The sequence below is a fragment of the Marinovum sp. genome (genome assembly GCF_034669705.1).
Taxonomy (GTDB): domain Bacteria; phylum Pseudomonadota; class Alphaproteobacteria; order Rhodobacterales; family Rhodobacteraceae; genus Marinovum.
In genome coordinates, this window is the sequence record NZ_JAXMOR010000009.1 from 113,080 (window position 1) to 135,616 (window position 22,537).

22 protein-coding genes and 1 tRNA gene are annotated in these 22,537 nt (G+C 66.0%); 12 read left to right on the plus strand and 11 right to left on the minus strand.

Going from position 1 to position 22,537, the window contains the following annotated elements; translation table 11 throughout:
* The first annotated feature begins 48 nt into the window (after positions 1-48).
* Positions 49-1,242, plus strand: a complete 1,194-nt coding sequence (locus tag VOI27_RS08950) for an RSP_2647 family RNA methyltransferase (RefSeq protein WP_323764986.1) — start codon at positions 49-51, stop codon at positions 1,240-1,242.
* 97 nt (positions 1,243-1,339) lie between these two features.
* Positions 1,340-1,879: an RSP_2648 family PIN domain-containing protein gene (locus tag VOI27_RS08955; protein WP_323764987.1), complete on the plus strand. Its 540-nt coding sequence runs from the start codon at positions 1,340-1,342 to the stop codon at positions 1,877-1,879.
* 208 nt (positions 1,880-2,087) lie between these two features.
* Here the strand turns inward: VOI27_RS08955 and VOI27_RS08960 are convergent, their stop codons facing one another.
* From VOI27_RS08960 to VOI27_RS08975, 4 genes are all read right to left on the minus strand, one after another.
* Positions 2,088-2,771, minus strand: a complete 684-nt coding sequence (locus VOI27_RS08960; protein ID WP_323764988.1) for a M48 family metalloprotease — start codon at positions 2,769-2,771, stop codon at positions 2,088-2,090.
* Between the two features lie 26 nt (positions 2,772-2,797).
* The gene (locus VOI27_RS08965; protein ID WP_323764989.1) at positions 2,798-3,409 is read right to left on the minus strand and encodes a DedA family protein; all 612 of its coding nucleotides are present in this window, start codon (positions 3,407-3,409) and stop codon (positions 2,798-2,800) included.
* Positions 3,406-3,777 (minus strand): hypothetical protein, encoded by a 372-nt coding sequence (locus VOI27_RS08970; RefSeq protein ID WP_323764990.1) that lies wholly within the window; start codon positions 3,775-3,777, stop codon positions 3,406-3,408. The genes VOI27_RS08965 and VOI27_RS08970 overlap by 4 nt, the downstream gene beginning before the upstream one ends.
* Positions 3,778-3,915: 138 nt before the next feature.
* Positions 3,916-4,509: an HD domain-containing protein gene (locus VOI27_RS08975; protein ID WP_323764991.1), complete on the minus strand. Its 594-nt coding sequence runs from the start codon at positions 4,507-4,509 to the stop codon at positions 3,916-3,918.
* Positions 4,510-4,781: 272 nt separating this feature from the next.
* On the opposite strand from VOI27_RS08975, the gene VOI27_RS08980 reads away from it, so the two are divergent.
* From VOI27_RS08980 to VOI27_RS08990, 3 genes are all read left to right on the plus strand, one after another.
* Complete coding sequence (locus VOI27_RS08980; RefSeq protein WP_323764992.1) at positions 4,782-5,789, plus strand: DctP family TRAP transporter solute-binding subunit; 1,008 nt, start codon at positions 4,782-4,784, stop codon at positions 5,787-5,789.
* Between the two features lie 160 nt (positions 5,790-5,949).
* Complete coding sequence (locus tag VOI27_RS08985) at positions 5,950-6,639, plus strand: TRAP transporter small permease (protein WP_323764993.1); 690 nt, start codon at positions 5,950-5,952, stop codon at positions 6,637-6,639.
* Positions 6,640-6,643: 4 nt separating this feature from the next.
* Positions 6,644-8,020, plus strand: coding sequence for a TRAP transporter large permease (locus tag VOI27_RS08990; RefSeq protein WP_323764994.1), 1,377 nt, complete (start codon positions 6,644-6,646; stop codon positions 8,018-8,020).
* A 191-nt stretch (positions 8,021-8,211) separates the two neighbouring features.
* On the opposite strand, the gene tpiA is transcribed toward VOI27_RS08990, so the two are convergent.
* Positions 8,212-8,967: a triose-phosphate isomerase gene (gene tpiA / locus VOI27_RS08995; protein WP_323764995.1), complete on the minus strand. Its 756-nt coding sequence runs from the start codon at positions 8,965-8,967 to the stop codon at positions 8,212-8,214.
* Positions 8,968-9,081: 114 nt separating this feature from the next.
* On the opposite strand from tpiA, the gene VOI27_RS09000 reads away from it, so the two are divergent.
* Positions 9,082-9,996, plus strand: a complete 915-nt coding sequence (locus tag VOI27_RS09000; protein ID WP_323764996.1) for an isopenicillin N synthase family dioxygenase — start codon at positions 9,082-9,084, stop codon at positions 9,994-9,996.
* 283 nt (positions 9,997-10,279) lie between these two features.
* On the opposite strand, the gene VOI27_RS09005 is transcribed toward VOI27_RS09000, so the two are convergent.
* From VOI27_RS09005 to rimK, 4 genes are all read right to left on the minus strand, one after another.
* Positions 10,280-10,675: an iron-sulfur cluster assembly accessory protein gene (locus tag VOI27_RS09005; RefSeq protein WP_323764997.1), complete on the minus strand. Its 396-nt coding sequence runs from the start codon at positions 10,673-10,675 to the stop codon at positions 10,280-10,282.
* A 24-nt stretch (positions 10,676-10,699) separates the two neighbouring features.
* Entirely contained in the window at positions 10,700-11,266 is a 567-nt protein-coding gene (locus tag VOI27_RS09010; protein WP_323764998.1) for a sugar O-acetyltransferase, read from the minus strand.
* A 6-nt stretch (positions 11,267-11,272) separates the two neighbouring features.
* Positions 11,273-11,635 carry an SUF system Fe-S cluster assembly protein gene (locus VOI27_RS09015; protein WP_323764999.1) on the minus strand — a complete coding sequence of 121 codons (363 nt, stop codon included), beginning with the start codon at positions 11,633-11,635 and terminating at the stop codon, positions 11,273-11,275.
* A 425-nt stretch (positions 11,636-12,060) separates the two neighbouring features.
* Complete coding sequence (rimK, locus tag VOI27_RS09020) at positions 12,061-13,446, minus strand: 30S ribosomal protein S6--L-glutamate ligase (RefSeq protein ID WP_323765000.1); 1,386 nt, start codon at positions 13,444-13,446, stop codon at positions 12,061-12,063.
* 175 nt (positions 13,447-13,621) lie between these two features.
* Here rimK and tgt point away from each other — a divergent pair, with 175 nt between their 5' ends.
* The 4 genes from tgt to VOI27_RS09040 all read left to right on the plus strand — a co-directional run bounded on the left by tgt (position 13,622) and on the right by VOI27_RS09040 (position 17,918).
* Positions 13,622-14,749, plus strand: coding sequence for a tRNA guanosine(34) transglycosylase Tgt (tgt, locus tag VOI27_RS09025; protein WP_323765001.1), 1,128 nt, complete (start codon positions 13,622-13,624; stop codon positions 14,747-14,749).
* 109 nt (positions 14,750-14,858) lie between these two features.
* The gene (locus VOI27_RS09030; protein ID WP_323765002.1) at positions 14,859-15,893 is read left to right on the plus strand and encodes a fatty acid desaturase; all 1,035 of its coding nucleotides are present in this window, start codon (positions 14,859-14,861) and stop codon (positions 15,891-15,893) included.
* A 175-nt stretch (positions 15,894-16,068) separates the two neighbouring features.
* Entirely contained in the window at positions 16,069-17,034 is a 966-nt protein-coding gene (locus VOI27_RS09035) for a L,D-transpeptidase (RefSeq protein ID WP_323765003.1), read from the plus strand.
* On the plus strand, positions 17,034-17,918 hold the full coding sequence (locus VOI27_RS09040) for an extensin family protein (protein WP_323765004.1): 885 nt from the start codon (positions 17,034-17,036) through the stop codon (positions 17,916-17,918). Before VOI27_RS09035 ends, VOI27_RS09040 begins: the two co-directional genes overlap by 1 nt.
* Before the next feature lie 3 nt (positions 17,919-17,921).
* On the opposite strand, the gene VOI27_RS09045 is transcribed toward VOI27_RS09040, so the two are convergent.
* Positions 17,922-18,788: a hypothetical protein gene (locus tag VOI27_RS09045; RefSeq protein WP_323765005.1), complete on the minus strand. Its 867-nt coding sequence runs from the start codon at positions 18,786-18,788 to the stop codon at positions 17,922-17,924.
* Between the two features lie 311 nt (positions 18,789-19,099).
* Between VOI27_RS09045 and lon the strand changes: the two genes are divergently transcribed.
* Complete coding sequence (gene lon, locus VOI27_RS09050) at positions 19,100-21,511, plus strand: endopeptidase La (protein WP_323765006.1); 2,412 nt, start codon at positions 19,100-19,102, stop codon at positions 21,509-21,511.
* A 77-nt stretch (positions 21,512-21,588) separates the two neighbouring features.
* Here the strand turns inward: lon and VOI27_RS09055 are convergent, their stop codons facing one another.
* Positions 21,589-21,780 carry a hypothetical protein gene (locus tag VOI27_RS09055; RefSeq protein ID WP_323765007.1) on the minus strand — a complete coding sequence of 64 codons (192 nt, stop codon included), beginning with the start codon at positions 21,778-21,780 and terminating at the stop codon, positions 21,589-21,591.
* Positions 21,781-21,979: 199 nt separating this feature from the next.
* On the opposite strand from VOI27_RS09055, the gene VOI27_RS09060 reads away from it, so the two are divergent.
* Positions 21,980-22,054 (plus strand) — tRNA-Val (locus tag VOI27_RS09060).
* Positions 22,055-22,537 lie beyond the last annotated feature (483 nt).

Genomic DNA, 22,537 nt, shown 5'->3' on the forward strand with positions numbered 1-22,537 from the left:
ATGGCGACGGGTCTTTCCTCGGCGCGCATTTGCCCCTATCAGCGGGGCATGACAGATTTACCCGTGATCCGCCTGAAACCCAAAGCCAACGCCCGCGCCATCCGCCACGGCGCGCCTTGGGTCTTTGCCAACGAGGTGGTCACCGACCGCCGCACCCGCAACATCGAGCCCGGCGCGCTGGCAGTGCTCGAGGATGCCGACCGCACGCCGCTGGCGCTGGTGGCGGCCAATCCCACGTCCAAGATCATTGGCCGGGTGTTGTCGCGCGATCCGGGCGAGGTGATCGATCAGGCCTGGTTCGCCGCCCGCCTCGGCAAGGCCCTGGAACTGCGCGCGCGGCTCTACGAGGCGCCGTTCTACCGGCTGGTCCATGCCGAGGCCGACGGTCTGCCGGGGCTGGTGATCGACCGGTTCGGCGACACCGCGGTGCTGCAACCCAATGCCGCCTGGCTCGAGGTGCGGCTCGAGGCGCTGACCGCGGCGCTGCAGGAGGTCAGCGGCGTCAGCCATGTGCTGAAGAATGCCGCCGGCCGCACCCGCGCGCTCGAGGGGCTCGACGACACCTCCGGCGTGCTGGCGGGGCAGGCGCCGGAGGCGCCGCTGCCGGTGACGATGAACGGTGCCACCTACATGGCCGATCTCACCGGCGGCCAGAAGACCGGGCTGTTCTTCGACCAGCGCGACACCCACGCATTTGCCGCGCGGCTGGCGGCGCCGGGGGCCGAGGTCCTCGACGTCTTCTCCCATGTCGGCGGCTTCGGCCTCGCGTTGCTGGCAGCGGGCGCCGGCAAAGCCACCTGCGTCGATGGCTCGGCCCCGGCGCTGGCACTGGCCGAGGCCGGCGCGGCGGCCTCGGGCTTCGGCGACCGGCTCAGCCTGCGCCAGGGCGATGCCTTCGACACGCTCACCGCCCTGGCCGAGGAGGGCGCGCACTTCGACGTGGTGATCTGCGACCCGCCGGCCTTCGCCCCCTCGAAACAGGCGCTCGACGCCGGCTTGCGCGCCTACGAGCGCATCGCCCGTCTGGCGGCGCCGCTGGTCCGCGAGGGCGGCTACCTCGGTCTCTGTTCCTGCTCGCATGCCGCCGATCTCACCGCCTTTCGCACCGCCTGCACCCGCGGCATCGGCCGCGCCGGGCGCCAGGGCGCGCTGATCCACACCGGCTTTGCCGGCCCGGACCACCCGCTGATGCCGCAACTGGCGGAATCGGGCTATCTCAAGGCGCTGTTCTATCGGCTGTGAGCGGTTCCCTGCGTCTTCTGGCCGTCAAATATTCCTGGGGTGAGGCCGCAGGCCCAGGGGCAAAGCCCCTGATCCATCCCGATCCGGAGTCCCGACGATGAAGGTCCTGCTCGACGCCTGCGTGATCTACTCCACGGTGATGCGCGAAATGCTGCTCGGCGTGGCGGCGCGGGGCGTCTTCACCCCGCTCTGGTCGGCTCGCATCCTCGAGGAATGGGCCCGGGCAGCGCGCAAGATCGGCCCCCGCGGCGAGGCCCAGGCCCGCGGCGAGATCGCGCTGCTTGCGATTGACTGGCCCGCGGCCGAGGTGACCTTTAAGCCCTCGCTCGAAGACAGGCTGTGGTTGCCCGACCCGGCGGATGTGCATGTGCTGGCCGCAGCGATCGCCGGCTCGGCCGACATGATCTGCACCCTCAACGCCAAGGATTTCCCGCGTCAGCTGCTGGCGGAAGAGGGGCTGTCGCGGCTCGATCCCGACGGGTTGCTGCACGGCATCTGGCAGGCGCAGCCCGACCTGGTGGCCGAGGCGGCAGGAGAGGTGCTGGCCAAGGCCCGCAGCCTGTCAGAACACGACTGGCAGATGCGTCCGCTGCTGAAAAAAGCCCGGCTGCCGCGCCTCGCCAAGGCCCTGGCGTAGGGTGGGTTTGCAACCCACCGCTCTCACACCAATCGCCCTGTCACACGACAATCCCGCCACGTACACCGCATGGTGGGTTTGCAAACCACCACCTCCAATCGCTCTGTCCGAACACACCCCGCCGCGGCCATGTCCCTCCGTAGGGTGGGTTTCCAACCCACCGCGCCCCCGTGCGTCCCGCCGCCGAAGGTGGGTTCACAAACCCACCCTACGACCGCCAGCGTCCCTCGAGCTTCTCCAATGCTGCCACCCGGTCGGCGGTCTTCGGATGGCTCATCAGCCAGGCCGGCGCGGCGCCCGCGCGCTTCGCGGTCAGCGCGTCGAGCTTGTGAAACAGGCTGATCTGCGCCTCGACGCCGATCCCGGCCTTGGTCAGCAGCGCCGCGGCATAGGCATCGGCCTCGTATTCATCCGAGCGCGACAGCCGCGCCGCCAGAAGCGAGGTCAGCGCCCCGGCAATCCACACCCCGATCCCCGGCAGGAAGCGGCTCAGCACCATGCCAAGCGCGGTGCGCAGCGCATTCTGGCCCGAGAAATCGATCATCCGCCGCCGCGAATGGCCCAGCGCCACGTGGCCCAGCTCATGGGCGATCACGCTGGCCATTTCCTCGGCACTCACCTCGCCGTTGCGATACTTGCGATAGAAGCCGCGGGTGATGAAGATCCGCCCGTCCGGCGCCGCCAGCCCGTTGACCGGGTCGATCTCGTAGATATGTACCCGGATCCGCGCCAGGTCGAGCGCCGCCGCCATCCGGTCGGTCAGCTTCTTCAGCGCCGGATCGGCCAGTTCGGTCGAGCGTGCGTCAAGCTCCTTGCGCGTGCGCCAGGCCGAGAAGTGATACATCGCCAGGGCGTAGAGGATGGCGAGCAGGATGGGGGTGAACTTCAGCATCTCTCAGATATGGGGGCCGCGCGGCCTCATGTCGAGAGCGCCCGTGCGCGGGCCTTGCGCAACCGCGCGCGCAACAGCCAGCCAAGGCCCAGCGCCACCGCCGCCGCCACCAGGAACCCCGAGGCATTGGCCGCGAAATCCGCCACCAAGACCAGGTGGTCGGCAAAGCCGTAGCCCAGGCCGATATAGCCCCCGGCCCAGATCGCCTCGCCGGCGGCATCCCAGAGGGTGAACCGCAGCCAGCCCAGACCGCTGGCGCCGGCGACGAAGTTGACATAAGGCCCCAGCGGCGCCACCAGCCAAGTCGAAAAAAACACGCCAAGACCGCCGCGCCGCGCCACCAGCGCCCTGGCGCGGGCAATCAGGTCGGCCCGGTTCGGTCGTCGCTCTGCCAGCCGGTCAAGCAGCGGCGCACCACCGCGACCGATGGCATAGCCGGTCTGGTCGCCGGCCACCGCCGCCAGCCAGGCCGAGGCAAACACAGTCACAAACTCCAGGTCGCCCGCCGCCACGAAGGCGCCACCGGCCAGCATCAGCAGCGACGAGGGGATCGGCACCAGCAGGCACGACAGGAAACAGGCCGCCGCCAGCAGCCAGACTCCATAGGTGGCGACAAGCTCGAACAGTGCATCGCTCATCCGCGTGGCCCCGGCCCGAGCAGCCGATGCGCCGCGCGCTCGGCCTCGATTGCGGCGACCACCCGCGCGGCGATCTCTTCGAGGCTCACACCGTCGCGCGCCGCGATCTCGGCCAGGGTAATGCGGCCACTGCCCGGCCGGAGGTCGAGCGCCTCGGCCACCACCTCCGGCGGCACATGCCAGGAATGCGCCACATAGCGCGGGGTCATCCAAGGCTCGATCGCCTGGTTGCGATGCGTCGGATCGGCCCAGTAGATCCAGAAGGCCACGGTCCGGATCGCGAAAAAGGCCATCACCGCCAGCGCCAGCACAAAGCCGGCCAGAAGCAGCTTGTTGTCGCGCCAGAGCAGCGTCAGGGCGTGGGTCATGGGCGGCCTGCCTTCGGAGGCGAAGCACGATCTGGCTCGCGCAGGCATTGGGGCAGGGGCTGGGCGTCAGGGGTCATGGTCCCCAGACTAGCGGTCACCGGCAAACGGACCAAGCCCCGATCCATGCGCCGATCCATGCTAGGGCGGCGTTTCCCCGGCCTTGGCGCGGGTCATGTCATCGACCTTGCCGCGCAGCGCCCGCAGCAGCTTGGTGCGCTCCGTCCGCTCGACGCCGTAGCCGAGGTTCCACGAGTAATCGAAGTCCGGCACCTGCGCGCCGGTGACGTGCTGCACCATGGTCTCGATCTTGTCCAACCCCTTGGCCAGCGCCGCCTCGCGCGTCTCGCCACGGTCGTATTCCTCCCAGAGCGCCAGAAGCCGGACGGTCACATCTGCCGGCAACCCCTCGCAGAGCTCCTGCAGGTCGGCGCGCTCGCGGGCGGATTTGTCATCCTCGGGAGCCTGGTAGATGGCCGGCACGTCGCCCGAGATCGCCTCTCCCAGATCATGCACAAGGCAGAGCCGCAGGAGCTGAAGCAGGTCGACGCCCTTGAGCTCGTCTTCGAGCAGCAGCACCAGCAGGCAGAGCGACCAGCTGTGCGCCGCCACGCTCTCTGGCCGGCCAGCGCCGGTGCGGGCCGAGCGCAGGGTGTCCTTCAAAGCCTCGGCCCGTTGCAGGAAGCCCAGCAGCCGGTCGAACCGGTCGGGCGGGGTGTCTGGATTGGCTGTCATCCGGCCAGAGTGGCGGGCCACGCGGGGATTCGCCAGCCTGTCGCGCCTGTGCGGATTTCCGCACTGACCGCCGCTAACCCTGTGCGGTTTTCCGCACGGGGTGGCGCGAGCAAGACGGCGCTCTGACGGCCTGAATTCACAAAATCAGAGGCTTATGGGTCGATCCTCATGTTGCCTCATAAGCTCTTGAGCGGTTTTTCGCCTCGGGCTTTAGTACCGGCAGCGGTCCGGGGTCACCCCCCGGACCCGTCAACTCTTGGGAGGAGAGACCAATGAAAGCATTCCTGACAACCGCCGCCACCGCCGTGGCCCTGACCGCCACCGCCACCACCGGCGCACTGGCCGCCTGCGACGATGGCGAGATCGTCATCAAGTTCGCCCATGTCACCAATACCGACAAACACCCCAAGGGCATCGCCGCCTCGCTGCTGGAAAGCCGCGTCAACGAGGAGATGAACGGCAAGGCCTGCATGGAAGTTTTTCCGAACTCGACGCTCTACAACGATGACCAGGTACTCGAGGCGATGCTGAATGGCGACGTGCAGCTGGCCGCGCCTTCGCTTTCGAAGTTCGAGCGTTTCACCAAGCAGTTCCGCATCTTCGACCTGCCGTTCATGTTCAAGGACATCAACGCCGTCGACGCCTTCCAGAACTCCGACACCGGTCAGGCGATGAAGGAATCGATGACCCGCCGCGGTCTGCTGGGGCTGGCGTTCTGGCACAACGGCATGAAGCAGATGTCGGCCAACAAGCCGCTGATGTCACCCTCAGACGCCGAGGGCCTGAAGTTCCGGGTGCAATCGTCGGACGTGCTCAAGGCGCAGATGGCGGCGATCGGCGGCTCGCCGCAGCCGATGGCGTTTTCCGAGGTCTATGGCGCGCTGCAGACCGGCGTGGTCGACGGCCAGGAGAACACCTGGTCCAACATCTACGGCCAGAAGTTCTTCGAGGTGCAGGACGGCATCACCGAGACCAACCACGGCATCATCGATTACCTGCTGGTGACCTCGGTCGATTTCTGGGACAGCCTGCCCGATGACGTGCGCGACCAGCTCGGCACCATCGTCGATGAGGTCACCGAGGCCCGCAACGCCGAATCCGCCAAGGTCAACGCCGAGGCCAAGCAGGCGATCATCGATGCCGGCGGCGTGGTCCGCACCCTCGACGGCGACCAGCGTCAGGCCTGGGTCGACGTGATGAAGCCGGTCTGGGAAGAGTTCAAGGAAGACGTCGGCCAGGAAAACATCGACGCCGCCCAGGACATCAACATGATGAACTGATCCGGCCTTGCCGATCCCCGTCCCGGGGCAACCGGGCCGGGGCCGCCAATGAGCGGGGGACAGGGGCCGGGATCACGATTCCGGCCCGCCTTGTATCCGGGGACATCCGCCGCCAGCCGGCGCGGCCCCGGTCACTTCCAGACGAAAAGGGGACGGGCGCATGTCAGCCCATTACGAACCCAAGGGGATCCTGGGCCGCATGGTCCATGAACTCGAGGAAACCTTCATCGCGCTGATCCTCGGCGCCATGACGATCATCACCTTCATCAACGTCGTGCTGCGCTATGGCTTCAACACCGGGCTGATCTGGGGGCTGGAGATGACCGCCTTCCTGTTCGCCTGGCTGGTGCTGTTCGGGGTGAGCTACGCCGTCAAGGTGACGGCGCATCTCGGCGTCGACGCGGTGATCAACCTGTTCGACCGGCCGGTGCGCAAGGCGCTGGCGCTGGTCGCCGGGGTGATCTGCATCGGCTATGCCTTCCTGCTGCTCAAGGGCGCCTGGGACTACTGGGCCAATTTTGCCAACCTGCCGCAGACCACCGGCCGCTGGTTTCCCACCGGGCTCGAGGAGATGGGCCGGTCCTCCTTTCGCTCCTGGTACGAGGTCAACGACATCCCGATGCCGGCCTGGCTGGCCTGGCTGGGCGACGCGATGAACGAGGGCGAGGCCTATGAGAAGATCCCCCGCTTCATCCCCTACATCATGCTGCCCATCGGCGCGGCGCTGCTGCTGTTTCGCTTCATCCAAGCCTTCGTGCGTCTTGCCACCGACCGCGCCGAGGGGCTGATCGTCAGCCACGAGGCCGAGGACGCCGTCGATGATGTCCGTCACATGAATATCGAGGAATAATCCCATGGAAGTCGTCTTCCTCTTTGTCATGGTGATCGGACTGATGCTGATCGGCGTGCCGATTGCCGTCTCGCTCGGCATGTCGTCGATCATCTTCCTGCTGGCGCTCAGCGACACCTCGCTGGCCTCGATCGCGCAGACCTTCTTTCAGGCGATGGCGGGGCATTACACCCTGCTGGCGATTCCCTTCTTCATCCTCGCCTCGGCCTTCATGTCGACGGGCGGGGTGGCGCGGCGGATCATCCGCTTCTCGATCGCGCTGGTCGGTCACCTGCCGGGCGGTCTGGCAATTGCCGGGGTCTTTGCCTGCATGCTCTTCGCCGCGCTCTCGGGATCGTCGCCGGCAACGGTGGTGGCGATCGGCTCGATCGTCATCGTCGGCATGCGCGAGGTCGGCTACACCAAGGATTTCGCCGCTGGCATCATCGCCGTGGCGGGCACGCTGGGGATCCTGATCCCGCCCTCGATCGTCATGGTGGTCTATGCCTCGGCGACGGATGTGTCGGTTGGCCGGATGTTCCTCGCAGGGGTGATCCCGGGGCTGATGGCGGGCTTCATGCTGATGCTGACGATCTACATCATCGCCCGCATCCGCAACCTGCCCAAGGGCGAATGGAAAGGCTGGGGCGAGGTCTTTACCTCCGGCCTCGAGGCCGGCTGGGGGCTGTTCCTGATCGTGATCATCCTCGGCGGCATCTACGGCGGCATCTTCACGCCGACCGAGGCGGCGGCGGTGGCGGCGGTCTATGCCTTCTTCATCGCCACCTTCGTCTATCGCGACATGGGGCCACTGAGAAAACCCGAGGGCGAGCGCAACCTCTCGCTGATGCAGAAGCCCATCGCGCTGGTCACGGCCTTTGTCCACCGCGACACCCGCGACACGCTGTTCGAGGCTGGCAAGCTGACGGTGACGCTGATGTTCATCATCGCCAACGCGCTGATCCTGAAACACGTGCTGACCGACGAGCAGATCCCGCAACAGATCGCCAGCTCGATGCTGGCGGCGGGGTTCGGCGCGGTGATGTTTCTGGTGATCGTCAACGTGATCCTGCTGATCGGCGGTCAGTTCATGGAACCCTCTGGCCTGATCGTGATCGTCGCGCCGCTGGTGTTTCCGATCGCCATCGAACTCGGCATCGACCCGATCCACCTCGGCATCATCATGGTGGTCAACATGGAGATCGGCATGATCACCCCGCCGGTGGGCCTCAACCTCTTTGTCACCTCGGGCGTCGCCGGCATGCCGATGATGCGGGTCGTCCGGGCGGCGCTGCCGTTCCTCGCCGTGCTCTTCGTCTTCCTGATCATGGTGACCTACATCCCCTGGCTCTCGACCTGGCTGCCGACGACGTTCATGGGGCCGGAAATCGTGGTGAACTAGGCCTGATCAAAAGGTGCGCTTCCGCGCGCTGACTCTGGAAACTGGCAAGGCGACGCTCCCGTTCGGGCGTCGCCTTTGCTTGTGGGTGCGGGAGCCTCCGGCGGGAGTTTAGCGGGCAAGATGAAGCTTGTCGGGGAGCGCTCCCTCGTTCATCTTGCCTTGAAAACTCCCGCCGGAGGCATCCCGAACCCTCAGCCCGCGCTGGCCGCGAGGGCGTCGATGATCGGCCCGAAATCTTGCGGCTTGAGGCTCGCGCCGCCCACCAGTGCGCCGTCGACATTGGAAACGGCGAAGATCTCGGCGGCGTTGCCGGGTTTCACCGAACCGCCGTAGAGGATGCGGAAGCTGCCGCCGGTCTCGGCGCCGAAGCGCTCTTCGAGCCGGGCGCGGATGAAGTCGTGCACCTCACCGATCTGCTCGGTGCTGGGCACCTTGCCGGTGCCGATCGCCCAGACCGGCTCGTAGGCGATGACCACGGTCTCGCCACTGGCGCTGTCGGGCAGGGAGCCTTGCAGCTGGGTGCCGATGACCTCGAGGGTCTGGCCCGCCTCGCGCTCCTCGAGGCTTTCGCCGAGGCAGATCACCGCGATGAGGCCGGCAGAGATCGCGGCCTCGGACTTGGCGCGGACCAGAGCGTCACTCTCGCCGTGATCGGCGCGGCGTTCGGAATGGCCGAGGATCACGTGGCTGGCGCCGGCGTCCTTGAGCATCTCGGCCGAGGTGTCGCCGGTATGGGCGCCGGTAGATGCGGTATGGCAATCCTGGCCACCGAGCGCGATCTGGCTGTCCGAGAGCGCTTCGGCGGCGCGGCTCAGGAGCGTGGCGGGCGGGCAGATCAGCACGTCGCAGCCGGCCGCGCTGTGGCGCTCGGCCAGGGTCGCCAGCCGGTCAAGTTCGGCCGAGGTTCCGTTCATCTTCCAATTGCCGGCGGCAAGTTTTCTGCGCATGACCACTCCTTGGGTTTGATTGGCGCGCATCATTGCCGCTGCCGGCCAAAGGTCAACCCCGGTTGCAGGCGCAGCCGGGTTCTGAGACACGAGGGGCAAGAGGGAGGACCGCCGATGATACCGAGGATCGATGCCTGTTCGCTGCGCGCGGGCGATCCGCTGACGCTTGATGCGCTGCGGGTGGCGGCGCAGGAGATCGGCTTTCTCACCCTGACCGGCACCCGGCTCGACGCCGCCCGGGTGCGTGCGGTGATCGGGGCCTATCGCGATTTCTTTCGTCTGCCGGAGGTCGAGAAACGTCACGTCGACATGGCCCGCACCGGGTCGAACCGCGGTTGGGGCGCGGCGCAGAGCGAGCAGGTCGATCCCGGCGCCAATCCCGATTACAAGCAGGTCTTCGATTGCGGTTACGAGCTGGCCGCGGACGACCCGCTGCGCGCCGGCGGGCTATCGGTCTATGCCGACAACCTCTGGCCCGAGCGGCCCGAGGGGTTCCGGCGCCTCGTCCAGGCCTATTACGGCGACGCGCTGCTCGTGGCGCGCGACATGCTGCGCGGCATTGCCCGCGCGATCGAGGCGCCAGAGGACTACTTCGACGACAAGTTCACCCGGCCGATGGCGCTGTTGCGCGGCAACTATTATCCCGAGCGGCCCGACTGGGCCGGCGAGAAGGATTTCGGCATCGCCCCGCACACCGATTACGGCTGCCTGACGCTGCTGGCCACCGATGGGGTGCCGGGGCTCGAGGTGCAGGCGCGCGATGGGCGCTGGCTGCCGGTAGCGGCGGAGCCCGGGACCTTCATCATCAATTTCGGCGAGATGCTGGAGATGTGGACCGAGGGGCAGGTGGTGGCGACGCTGCACCGGGTGAGAGGATCGGAACAGGAGCGGATCTCGGTGCCGATGTTCTTCAATCCCAACCATGATGCGAACGTGGCGCCGCCGGGCTCGGGACAGGTAATCCGCGCCGGCGATCATCTCGCGAAGCGGTTCAACGAGACCTATCTGCATTTGAAGGACAAGGGGTAGGGCCCGCAGGCGCGCCGGTCCCGGACCTGATCCGGGACCTCTCGCGTGGAGCCCAGGTGGAGGTCCCTGCGCGGAGGCCGGGACGGTGGCGGGAGACTATCGGGACACAGTGAGGGACTGCCTCGGAGACGCGACTTGACCTGCTACCGTCGCGTGGCGGCATGGTTCGCGCCGGTCACTGGCATCTGAACGGGGCCCTCGCCCGTCCGGGACCTGATCCGGGACCTCTCACGCAGGCCTCAGGGCGAGGTCCCGGCGCGGGGGCCGGGACGCGGGCAGTCTGTCAGGAGAGCTTCGGGACGCCGTTGGGGAACTCTTCGGCGAGTTCCTCGACATCCTTGAACTTGATCGATTCACCGCAGCCGCAGGCGTCCTCGACATTGGGGTTGTTGAACTTGAAGCCGCTTTCGAGCAGCGAGGTCTGGTAGTCGATCTCGGTGCCGAAGAGGAACATCTGCGCCATCGGGGCAATCATCACCCGCGCGCCCTCCTGTTCGACCACCTCGTCGTGATCGCCGATCTCGTCAGCGAAATCCATGGTGTATTCCATGCCGGCGCAGCCGCCCTTCTTGACGCCGATGCGCAGGCCGGCATGGCCTTTCTGCTGCATCAGCCTGACGATCTGGCGGATCGCGGCGGGGGTCATGGTCACGGCCTGCTTGCCGGGGATACCAAACATGATCGGAACTCCTTTGCGCCTTACCTAAGCGTGGCTCTGTCGCGAAACAAGCGGGCGGGCGGGATTTCCGCCCACGGTGAGGCCCGGCGCCACGTCGCGGGTGACCACGGCGCCGGCGCCGATCACCGCGTCATCGCCGATGGTGACGCCCGGCAGTAGAATCGCGCCGCCGCCGATCCAGACATTGCGGCCGATGGTGATTGGCCGGCCGTATTCCAGCCCCTGGTCGCGGACTGCCGGATCGCGCGGGTGATCTGCGGTCAGGATCTGCACGTTGGGCCCGATCTGTGTCATGTCGCCGATGGTGATCGGACAGACGTCAAGCAGCACGCAGCCGTAGTTCAGGAACACGCCGCTCCCGAGGTGCACATTCCAGCCGTAATCGACGTAGAGCGGCGCGCGCAGGGCACAGGCCTCGCCGCGGCTGCCGAGCAGTCGGTCGAGGATCGCGTCGCGCTCTGCGCCCTCGCCGTAGATCGTGGCGTTGTAGTCACGCATCAGCGCCTGAGCGCGTTTGCGCGCCGCGACCAGCTCGGCATCGCCGGCGTCATAGAGCTCGCCGGCCTGCATCAGGTCCTTCTGCGATGCCATGCGGGCCTACATGAACCCCAGCTCGAGCCGGGCCTCATCGCTCATCATGTCCATGCCCCAGGGCGGATCCCAGGTGATATCGACGTCGACCTCCTGCACGCCGTCGACCGGCGAGACCGCGTCGACCAGCCAGCCGGGCATTTCGCCGGCCACCGGGCAGCCGGGCGCGGTGAGGGTCATGATGATCATGACCTTGTTCTCGTCGCTGATCTCGATCGTGTAGACCAGACCGAGGTCGTAGATATTCACCGGGATCTCCGGGTCATAGACCGTGCGGCAGGCTTCGACGATCTTGTCATAGAGCGGATGCTCGGTGCTCGAAGGCTTGATCAGCGGCGCGCCTTCCATCGGCGCGGTGGCGTCATTCATCACGGGGGCCTCGTTTGATTTCTTACCAAACATATAGGGAATGCGGAAAGCAGGGTCCAGAGGGGGTGGGGTGCGGCGAATGCGAGCGGCGGCGCTTGGTGGAGGCCGTGTTTACGATTCGTGCAAGAATGGGAGCCGCGCGGCGTCGGGCCGTCGTGCGGCGCACCGACAGGAGCTGTATTGGCAGGTTGTCCCTGCAACCTCCGTCGCACATTTGTGCGTGGCGCATGTGGCAGCCAAATCGCCGTGCCGGGGGAGGTGCCATGCCTTAGGCATGGCTGCGGCATTACGATGCGCGGCGGGCGTGCAGCCCGCTGTTATCGTGCAAGGACGTCCCCTGCGCCGAAGATGCGAAAACTCATGGTTTTACCCGCGGAAACGCCGACACCACACCGGCAGACCTGCAGCCCGCTAAACCTGCGCTTTCAATCCGTCTTCCGCCGGCGCACCGGTTGCGGGCGTACATGGGTCTCGATGTGATCATAGAGCAGCCCTGCGATGTTCTTGCCACTGGCCTTCTCGATCCCCTCGAGTCCGGGCGAGGAGTTCACCTCGAGCACCTTGGGTCCGCCCTCGGAGCGCAACAGGTCGACCCCGGCGAGCTTGAGCCCGAAGACCCGCGCCGCCTTGACTGCCGCCTCGCGCTCGGCCTTGGAGATCCGCACCACCTGAGCGGTGCCGCCGCGGTGCAGGTTGGAGCGGAAATCGCCCTCAGCCCCGGTACGCTTCATCGCCGCCACTACCTTGCCGCCGACCACCAGACAGCGGATGTCTTCGCCGGCGGCCTCCTTGACGAAATCCTGCACCAGGAAATTGGCCTTCAGACCGCGAAACGCGTCGATCACCGATTGCGCCGCCTTCTTGGTCTCGGCCAGCACCACGCCCTTGCCCTGGGTGCTCTCCAGCAGCTTGACGATCAGCGGCGCCGTGCCCACCAGGCCGATCAGCCCGTCGGTGTCCTTGGGGCTGGCGGCAAAGGCGGTGTTGGGCATGCCGATCTTGTGGCGCGCCATCAACTGGTGGGCACAAAGCTTGTCGCGGCTCTGGGTAATGCCGGCCGAACCGTTGATGCAATAGGTGCCGATGGTCTCGAACTGGCGCACCACGGCGGTGCCGTAGCTGGTGATCGAGGCGCCGATCCGCGGGATCACCGCATCATAGCGCGGCAGCCGCTTGCCATCGTAGTACACATCCGGAGACAGGGCATTTATCGCCATGTAACAGCGGGTTGTGTCGACAACTTCAACCACGTGGCCACGCTCTTCGCCCTCGGCCACCAGCCGCGCGGTCGAATAGTTCGCCTCACGCGACAGCACCGCCACCCGCAGCGCCCGGTTCGGCGCCATCTTGCGCACGCGGGTCGAGTGATAGACGTCGAAGCTCAGTTCGGGCTGCTGGAATTTCTCCGACGGCACCACCGTGACCGCCTCGGTCAGCGCCTGCCGGCCCAGCAGCATGTGGTTCGACATGCCGCGCCGGTCGGTCAGAGTGATCTCGATCGGCCAGGATTTCTCTGCGACCTTGATGTCGGTGCGGATCACGTAGCGGCTTTCCGAATCCCCGTTCGACGAGATCACCTCGCGGCGGTCGACGATTTCCGCCGAACAGGGGATCGACAGGTCGTCGCGGCCGGGGATCGGATGCACCGCAAAGCGCACCTTGGGCTTCGACGCCGGGCCGAACCGCTCGATCTCATAGGCGTGCAGGGCCGAGGTTCGTGCCCCGGTGTCGACCTTGGCCCGCAGGGCCGGCAGGCCCAGATCGGGCAGCGACACCCATTCCTCCCAGCCCAGCTTGATCTCTTCGCTCATGTCGTCTGCCCCCGGCTACCTTGGGTGGCAGCGGTAGCGAGTGCAGGGCGATGTATCAAGGAAAGAACGGGGGCGTCAGCCGGATGAGTGCTCATCATCCGCAAGATAACCCAAGGGCCTGACAGGTCAAACCCGGACTCTCGACAAACGCCGCCAAACAGGGCAGATCGGTCGGATGACACAGACCTCCTTTACCCTGCAGGCCAGCGATGGCCGTGCCCGTACCGGGGTGATCTCGACCCCGCGAGGCGAGATCCGCACCCCCGCCTTCATGCCCGTCGGCACCGCCGCCACGGTCAAGGCGATGCTGCCGGAAAACGTGCGCGCCACCGGCGCCGACATTCTGCTGGGCAACACCTACCACCTGATGCTGCGGCCCACGGCCGAGCGCATCGACCGGCTGGGCGGTCTGCACGATTTCATGAACTGGCAGCGGCCGATCCTGACCGACTCGGGCGGGTTCCAGGTGATGAGCCTGGCCTCGCTGCGCAAGCTCACAGAGGAGGGGGTGTCGTTCAAGAGCCATATCGACGGCTCGAAACACATGCTCAGCCCGGAACGCTCGATGGAGATCCAGCGGCTGCTGGGGTCCGACATCGTGATGTGTTTCGACGAATGCCCGGCGCTGCCCGCCGACCGCGACCGCATCGCCGAGAGCATGGAGCTGTCGATGCGCTGGGCCGCGCGCTCGAAAGAGGCCTTTGGTGACCGCCCCGGCCACATGCTCTTCGGCATCCAGCAGGGCGGGCTCGAGCCGGACCTGCGGCAGCAGTCGGCCGAGGCGCTGCGCGAGATCGGCTTTGACGGCTATGCCATCGGCGGGCTGGCGGTGGGCGAGGGGCAGGAGGCGATGTTCGGCTGTCTCGATTATGCGCCGGGGCAGTTGCCCGAGGACCGGCCGCGCTACCTGATGGGGGTGGGCAAGCCCGACGACATCGTCGGCGCCGTGGCCCGCGGGGTCGACATGATGGACTGCGTGCTGCCGTCGCGTTCGGGGCGCACCGGTCAGGTCTTTACCAGGCTCGGCCAGCTCAACATCAAGAACGCCCGTCATCAGGACGACCCGCGGCCGCTCGACGAGACCTGCACCTGTCCGGCCTGCCGGACCTATTCTCGCGCCTATCTGCACCACGTGTTCCGCAGCCAGGAGATCATCTCTTCGATGCTGCTGACCTGGCACAACCTGCATTACTACCAGGAGCTTATGCAGGGGATGCGCGATGCCATCGCCGAGGGCGGTTTCGCGCAGTGGGCGGCCCGGTTTCACGCCACCCGGGCGCAGGGCGACATCGACCCGCTGTGAGCCGGAGATGTCGCGGTCCGGCCGGCTTTCGCTCAGGTAAATTAACCTTGCGTTTGCAAGACTCGGTTATTCGTCTATGAAGCCAGCCAATCAACGAGCAAGCAGGCGCATGACCGAAACTTCCCAATCGCCCCGGCGATCCCCAGAACCGCGCAAGGCGAGAGACTGGGTCAAACTCCTCTCGGACTACCGAGATCCCAGCACCGCGAGAAGCTGGTTCGAGCTGGCGGTGACCATCGGTCCCTTCGTCCTTCTGTGGGCGCTGGCCTGGTGGTCGTTGGGGGTAAGCTACTGGCTGACCTTGGCAATCTCGGTGGTCAATGCCGCCTTTCTGCTGCGGCTCTTTGCCATCCAGCACGATTGCGGCCATGGCGCCTTCTTCCGCAACCGCACGCTCAGCGACTGGCTGGGGCGGGTGCTGGGGGTGCTGACGCTGACCCCCTATGACGTCTGGCGGCGCTCGCATTCGATCCATCACAGCACCGCCGGCAACCTCGGGCGGCGCGGCATGGGCGACATCCACACCCTCACGGTGGCGGAATACCGCGACCTCTCGCCGCTCAACCGGCTGATATACCGGCTCTATCGCCATCCGATCGTGCTCTTCGGCCTCGGCCCGGGCTATATCTTCTTCCTGCAGAACCGCATCCCGCTGGGACTGATGGCCACCGCCCGCTACTGGGTCAGCGCGATGGCTACCAACGCGGCGATTCTCCTGCTGCTCGGCGTGATCTTCTGGTTCGGCGGGCTGAAGCCGATTCTGCTGATCTTCCTGCCCTCGACCCTGCTGGCAGCGACCGCCGGGGTCTGGCTGTTCTATGTCCAGCACCAGTTCGAGACCACCCATTGGGAGGCCGAGGAAGACTGGCAACTGCATGACGCCGCGCTGCACGGCAGCTCGCATTACGTGATGCCGGCGGTGCTGCAATGGCTCAGCGCCAATATCGGCATCCACCATGTGCACCACCTGCACAGCCGCATCCCGTTCTACCGCCTGCCCAGCGTGCTGCGCGATCACGCCGACCTGGCCACCGGCAACCGGATGACGATCCGCGAGAGCATCCAGAACGCCCGGCTGCACCTCTGGGACGAAAACAGCAAGCGCCTGCTGTCCTTCCGCGAGGCCCGCGCCCTGATCCGTTGATCCCCGGACAGGACCTCGCCGCTCTGGCGGGGTCCGTCCTTTCGCTGGTCTGAAAGATATCCCGGTGGTGCCGCAGGGGATGGGGCAGAGCCCGGATCCCCGATCACGCCTGTCTCCGGCAGGTCCCGAGAGCCGCACCCCGGGAACCAGCCGCGCCGCACGGCGTTGGCAGGCCATGAAACCCCTGCAGCTTCTCCCCGCTCTCATCCTGGCGCCCTTGGCCGCCGTGGCGCAACCTTCCCCCGAGGCGATCTCGTCGGCGCAGTATGACGGCGGTCCGCTGCCTGACGGCCAATCGGCGATAGCCGTGGTCGTTCAGGTGCTGCTCGACCGCGCCGGCACCAGCCCCGGGGTGATCGACGGCTACCGTGGCCCGATGTCCGAAAGCGCGCTCCGCGCCTTCGAGACCCGCGAGGGGCTGGCGGTCGACGGGGTGATGGACGCCGAAGTTTGGCAGGCCCTCGGCGGCGAGGGGCGCGACCCGGTGCTGCAGAGCTACACCATCACCGAGGAGGACGCCTCCGGCCTCTCCGACCCGCTGCCCGAGGATTACGCGCAACTCGCGCAATTGGACCGGCTCGGCTACACCAGCGTCGCCGAGAAGCTGGCCGAAGATTTCCACATGGACGAGGGTTTCCTGCGCGATCTCAACCCCGGCGCGGGCTTCGCCCCCGGCGAGACCATCTCGGTCGCCGTTCCTGGCGCGGACCTCACCGCCGAGGTCACCCGCATCGAGGTGCGCAAGGACGTGGCGCGCGTCGCGGCCTTTGACGGGGCGGGCCGGATGATGGCGAACTACCCGGCCACCGTGGGCTCTGATGACCTGCCGTCGCCTTCGGGCAGCCATGAGGTGGTCGCGGTGGCGATCGACCCGACCTATACCTACGACCCCGAGAAGAACTTTCAGCAGGGCGATAATGACGAGATGCTGGTGCTGCCGCCGGGGCCGAACGGGCCGGTGGGCGTGGTCTGGATCGACCTCAGCAAGCCGACCTACGGCATCCACGGCACTCCGGACCCCGACAGCCTGTTCCAGAGCCAGAGCCACGGCTGCGTGCGGCTGACCAACTGGGATGCGCGTGAGCTGGCCGGGATGGTCGGGCAGGGCGTGACGGTCGCATTCACCGGGGACGGCGGGTGATGCGGCTAACCCTGATCGCCGCGGTGCTGGCCACGCCGGTGTTGGCACAAGAGGACGCGCCCGCCCGCCCCGGCCCGCCGCCCGAGACCTCGCTGACGCCCATGTTGCGGCCGGGTGACCTTGGCAAGGCTGCCGAGACCCCCGAGGTTGAGACCCCCGAGATTGAGGTGCCCGCGGCCGAGACAGCCGAGACCGCCCCTCCCGCGATGAAGGCGCCCGAGGCTGAGACGCCAGAGGCAGGCGCACCCGGTTACGTCGCGCCGGACAATGAGATCTCGGTGATCGATCCCGAGCCGCCGGTGCCAGACCGCATCGCTTTCGACGCGGCGGCGCTGGCCGCCTGCCACGCCGCGCTGGATGACCTGGGGGTGAGCTACCGGGAAATCGACCCGATTGCCGAGCCCGAGGACGCCGGTTGCGGCATCCGCCAGCCGGTCGAGGTAACCGGATTGCCCGGCGGCGTGGCGCTGGAGCCCACCGGCCAGATGCGCTGCGAGACCGCGCTGGCACTGGCACAGTGGGTACAGGATTTCGCCCTCCCGGCGTCTGAGGCGCTGCCGGAACGCGGCCGGCTCTCGGCCATCGAACAGGGCAGCACCTATGTCTGCCGCCGGCGTAACAATGCGCCCGATGGCAAGCTCTCGGAACATGCGGTGGGCAACGGCGTCGACATCATGAGCTTTCGCTTTGCCGAGGGGCCGCCGATCCCGGTGATGCCGCGCGAGCGCGATGGCACCATGGCCGAGGCCTTCCAGGACGCCGCCCGCGCCACCGCCTGCCTGCACTTCACCACGGTTCTGGGGCCGGGGTCCGACGAGGCCCATGCCGATCACCTGCACCTTGACGTGCTCGCGCGGCGCGGCGGCTTCCGGCTATGCCAATGACGCTCAGCGCTTCAGCTTGAGCAGGCCTTCGATGGCTTCCTGCCGGCCCTCGCCGATGTAGCGGGTGTAGTCCGGGTGCTCGAACAGGTGGCCGTAGTAGATCTGGTGGCGATAGGGCAGGTAGTCCTGGTGGATCAGGTTCTGGTTGCGGTGGATGCGGATCGCCTGCTGACCGGCGTTCAACTCGGCAATCGCGCGCAATTGGCCGTTGTGTTCGCCGTACATCTCGAGCTCGGACCCCAGCACATCGTCGAAATACATGAAGATCCGCGGCAGGAAATGCTCGGGGCGCTCGGTCACCGCGTCAAAGATGCGAAAGCTCTCGCGGGTCGAGGAATGGTAGTCGGTGTCGTTGAACATCACACCGATCGGCGCGGGCTTGTGCGCGTCGAGAAAGCCCGCGATGGTCTCTCTGATGTCGCCGATCACCAGTTTCGCCTGCGGTACCCGGGCCTGCAGCGCGGCGCGGTCCATCCGGTACTGCTTGGCGGCGAACCAGTAGGGCAGGTCATAGGCCCCCTCGGGCTCGGGCATGCCGTCGCCGGTGTCGAAGCCGTAGCACTCGACGGTGACGCCGGTCACCCGTTTCACGTCTTCGGCAAAGTCGCACATGTAGGCCAGCCCGTTGCCGCCGGCGACGCCGAACTCGATGGCCGAGATCCGGTCATGGCCCAGCGCCTTGCCCAGCCGCGCGGCATTGAGCATGCAATAGGCGTAATGCGGCCGCTCGACCGCCAGCATGTCGACCTGGAAATCGACCGAGTAGTTCATCCGCGGCGCGGTGGCGCGGATCAGCTTGCGGGTCAGCGCCCCGGCCATGGAATTGCGGAATTCGCGGGAATAAAGCAACTGGGAAATCAACGCCTTCATGCGGTACCTCGACTATGATGGCCGGCCAGACCTTCTGCCTGACGGGAAACACGGGTCACGCCGCGCCTCATGCCCGGCAAATGTGGCGATTTTACGGGGGCACGCCGTCGCGGCGGGCGGGCGTTTGTGACAGTTCCGCAAGATACCCGCTTGCCCCGCCGCGCCGGCGGGGGCATTCTGAGCGCCAACGAGACCACAGGACCCATCCTTGAATGGGGCAGGGCAACGCCCTACCTGATAAGCCTGACAGGAGCCGATAAGCGCTGCCGCCAAGCGGGGCCACATCGGTTTGCCAAGAATAAGGAAAGAGCATGCAAGACCCCCTCAACTCAAGCTATCCCGTACTTCCGCTGCGCGATATCGTGGTCTTCCCGCATATGATCGTGCCGCTGTTCGTGGGGCGCGAGAAATCGGTCCGCGCGCTGGAAGAGGTGATGGCCGACGACAAGCAGATCCTGCTGTCGAGCCAGATCGATCCCTCGGTCGATGACCCCGAGGCCACCGGCATCTACAAGGCGGGCGTGCTGGCCAATGTGCTGCAACTGCTCAAGCTGCCCGATGGCACCGTCAAGGTGCTGGTCGAGGGCGTGGCCCGGGTGCGCATTGTCGAATACCTTGAAAACGAAGACTTCTTCGAGGCGAAATGTGACTACCTGACCGAGATGCCGGGCGACCAGGCCTCGATCGAGGCGCTGCTGCGCACCGTCGCGGGTGAGTTCGAGCGCTACGCCAAGGTCAAGAAGAACATCCCCGAAGAGGCGCTTGTCGCCGTGTCGGAAACCGAAGAGCCGGCCAAGCTGGCCGATCTGGTGGCCGGGCACCTCGGGATCGAAGTCGACCAGAAGCAGGACCTGCTCGAGACCCTGTCGGTCTCGGAGCGGCTTGAGAAGGTCTATGGCCTGATGCAGGGCGAAATGTCGGTCCTGCAGGTCGAGAAAAAGATCAAGACCCGCGTCAAATCGCAGATGGAGCGCACTCAGCGCGAGTACTATCTGAATGAGCAGATGAAAGCCATTCAGAAGGAGCTGGGCGACGGCGAGGACGGCGCCAATGAGATCGCCGAACTGGAAGAGAAGATCGCCGGCACCAAGCTGTCGAAAGAGGCGCGTGAAAAGGCCGATGCCGAGCTGAAGAAGCTCAAGAACATGTCGCCCATGTCGGCCGAGGCCACGGTGGTGCGCAACTACCTCGACTGGATGCTGTCGATCCCCTGGGGCGTGAAGAGCCGCGTCAAGAAGGACCTCAACAAGGCGCAGACCATCCTCGATGACGATCACTACGGTCTCGAGAAGGTCAAGGAACGCATCGTCGAGTACCTTGCCGTGCAGCAACGCTCGAAGAAGCTGAAGGGCCCGATCATGTGCCTCGTCGGCCCTCCGGGCGTCGGCAAGACCTCGCTTGGCAAATCGGTCGCCAAGGCCACGGGACGCGAGTTCATCCGCATCTCGCTGGGTGGCGTGCGCGACGAGAGCGAGATCCGCGGTCACCGCCGGACCTACATCGGCTCGATGCCCGGCAAGATCATCCAGGCGCTGAAAAAGGCCAAGACCACCAATCCGCTGATCCTGCTCGACGAGATCGACAAGATGGGGCAGGACTTCCGTGGGGATCCGGCCTCGGCGATGCTGGAAGTGCTTGATCCGGAACAGAACGGCACCTTCGTCGACCACTATCTCGAGGTGGAATACGACCTGTCGAACGTGATGTTCCTGACCACGTCCAACAGCTACAACATGCCCGGCCCGCTGCTCGACCGGATGGAGATCATCCCGCTCGCCGGCTACACCGAGGACGAGAAGACCGAGATCGCCAAGCGGCACCTGATCAGCAAGCAGATCAAGAACCACGGCCTCAAGAAGACCGAGTTCGAGCTGACCGACGAGGCGCTGTCGGACATGGTGCGCTATTACACCCGCGAGGCCGGTGTGCGGAACCTCGAGCGCGAGATCGCCAAGACCGCGCGCAAGGCGGTGACCCGCATCGTCAAGGGCGAGAGCGAGAAGGTGGTGGTGGCCTCGGACAACCTTTCGGACTTCCTCGGCGTGCGCAAGCATCGCTACGGGCTGGCCGAAGAGGAGCATCAGGTCGGTGTGGTCACCGGCCTGGCCTATACCTCGGTCGGGGGTGACCTCTTGCAGATCGAGGCGCTGCGCCTGCCCGGCAAGGGCCGGATGAAGACCACCGGCAAGCTCGGCGACGTGATGAAGGAATCGATCGATGCGGCCGCGAGCTACGTGCGCTCGATCTCGCCGCAGATCGGGGTCAAGCCGCCGCGGTTCGAGAAGTGGGACATCCACGTCCACGTGCCCGATGGCGCCACGCCCAAGGACGGCCCTTCGGCCGGCCTGGCCATGGTGACCTCGATCGTCTCGGTGCTGACCGGCATTCCGATCCGCAAGGACATCGCCATGACCGGCGAGGTCTCGCTTCGCGGCAACGCGATGCCGATCGGTGGCTTGAAGGAGAAGCTGCTGGCGGCGCTGCGCGGCGGGATCAAGACGGTGTTCATTCCGGAAGAGAATGAAAAGGACCTGGCGGATATCCCCGACAACGTCACCTCGGGCCTGAAGATCATCCCGGTGACCCATGTCTCGGAGGTTCTGGCGGCAGCGCTGATCCGCAAGCCCGAACCGGTGGAGTGGGACGAGGCCGCCGAGGAAGAGGCCGCGGCCCAGCGCGCGCTTTCCAAGGGCGACGACAGCGCGAGTGCCGTGGCACACTGAGGCGCATCGCCAGAAACAAGGAAGGGCCGCCCTGCATGTCGGGGCGGCTTTTTTCATGCCCTGACTGACGGGCGGCGTCAGCCGTGCGACAGCGCCGCACCGAAGACCAGCAGCGCCATCGGCAGCACCACGGTGGTGGTACCAGAGGACCTGCCGGCCTCGGTTTCGACCACCACGACCTCTGGCGGGGCATAAGAATCGGGCCCGCCGGCCATCGCAGAACGCGCGAGGCGCATGGCGCAAGTGGCTGCAATCAGGGTTTTCTTCATCTCCGGGGTACGTCTTTCGGTATACTTTCCCGAGTTGGGCGCACCCGGCCCAACCCGGCAAGTGATCCGGCCGCACCCCCGATCCAGCGGCGATTGCGCGCAACAGACCGTCCCCGGCGGAGCGGGCCGGAAAACGCTGCAATTTTCTCGGCCACCCCCCTTGCACGCGTGGAAAACCGGCGTTAAGAGACGCGCTACCGGGTGATTAGCTCAGTGGTAGAGCGCTTCGTTCACATCGAAGATGTCAGGAGTTCAAATCTCTTATCACCCACCATCAACCCACTGATTTTATTTTCTTTCTTTTGTTCGAGTCGGAAGCTGAGAAGTGGTGCAGGGTTCACTGAACCAAAACTTGGCATATTCTTTCCGACTTGAGTTTGTACTCCGCTCTGACTGCGGCTTTCTCTTCTTCCGTTGTAAGTCGTCAGGTGACTTGGGAGACGAGTGCCTGATCGCGAACGGAGCGTCTGGCTCACAGGGTTGCAACGCGGCGCTTCTCAATGGTCTTGGCTTTGATCTCCCTTCGCCCTCTTAGGACGGTCTCGGCCCTAGATCGTTTGGTTCCCGGAAATGAATTTTTCCCTTTGGATGCTAGACTAGGACCCATCGATTTCCGGCTGGTGGTTTGTCTGTCAATCGGCAGGCAATCTTGACCCCCTATCGGCATTCAAAAATGACCCCCTGGATCGCTCGGGTAGCTGGCCCGATGCGGTGTAGCCCTCACACAGCGCAGCCGTATCGGGCCAGCGGGTTCACG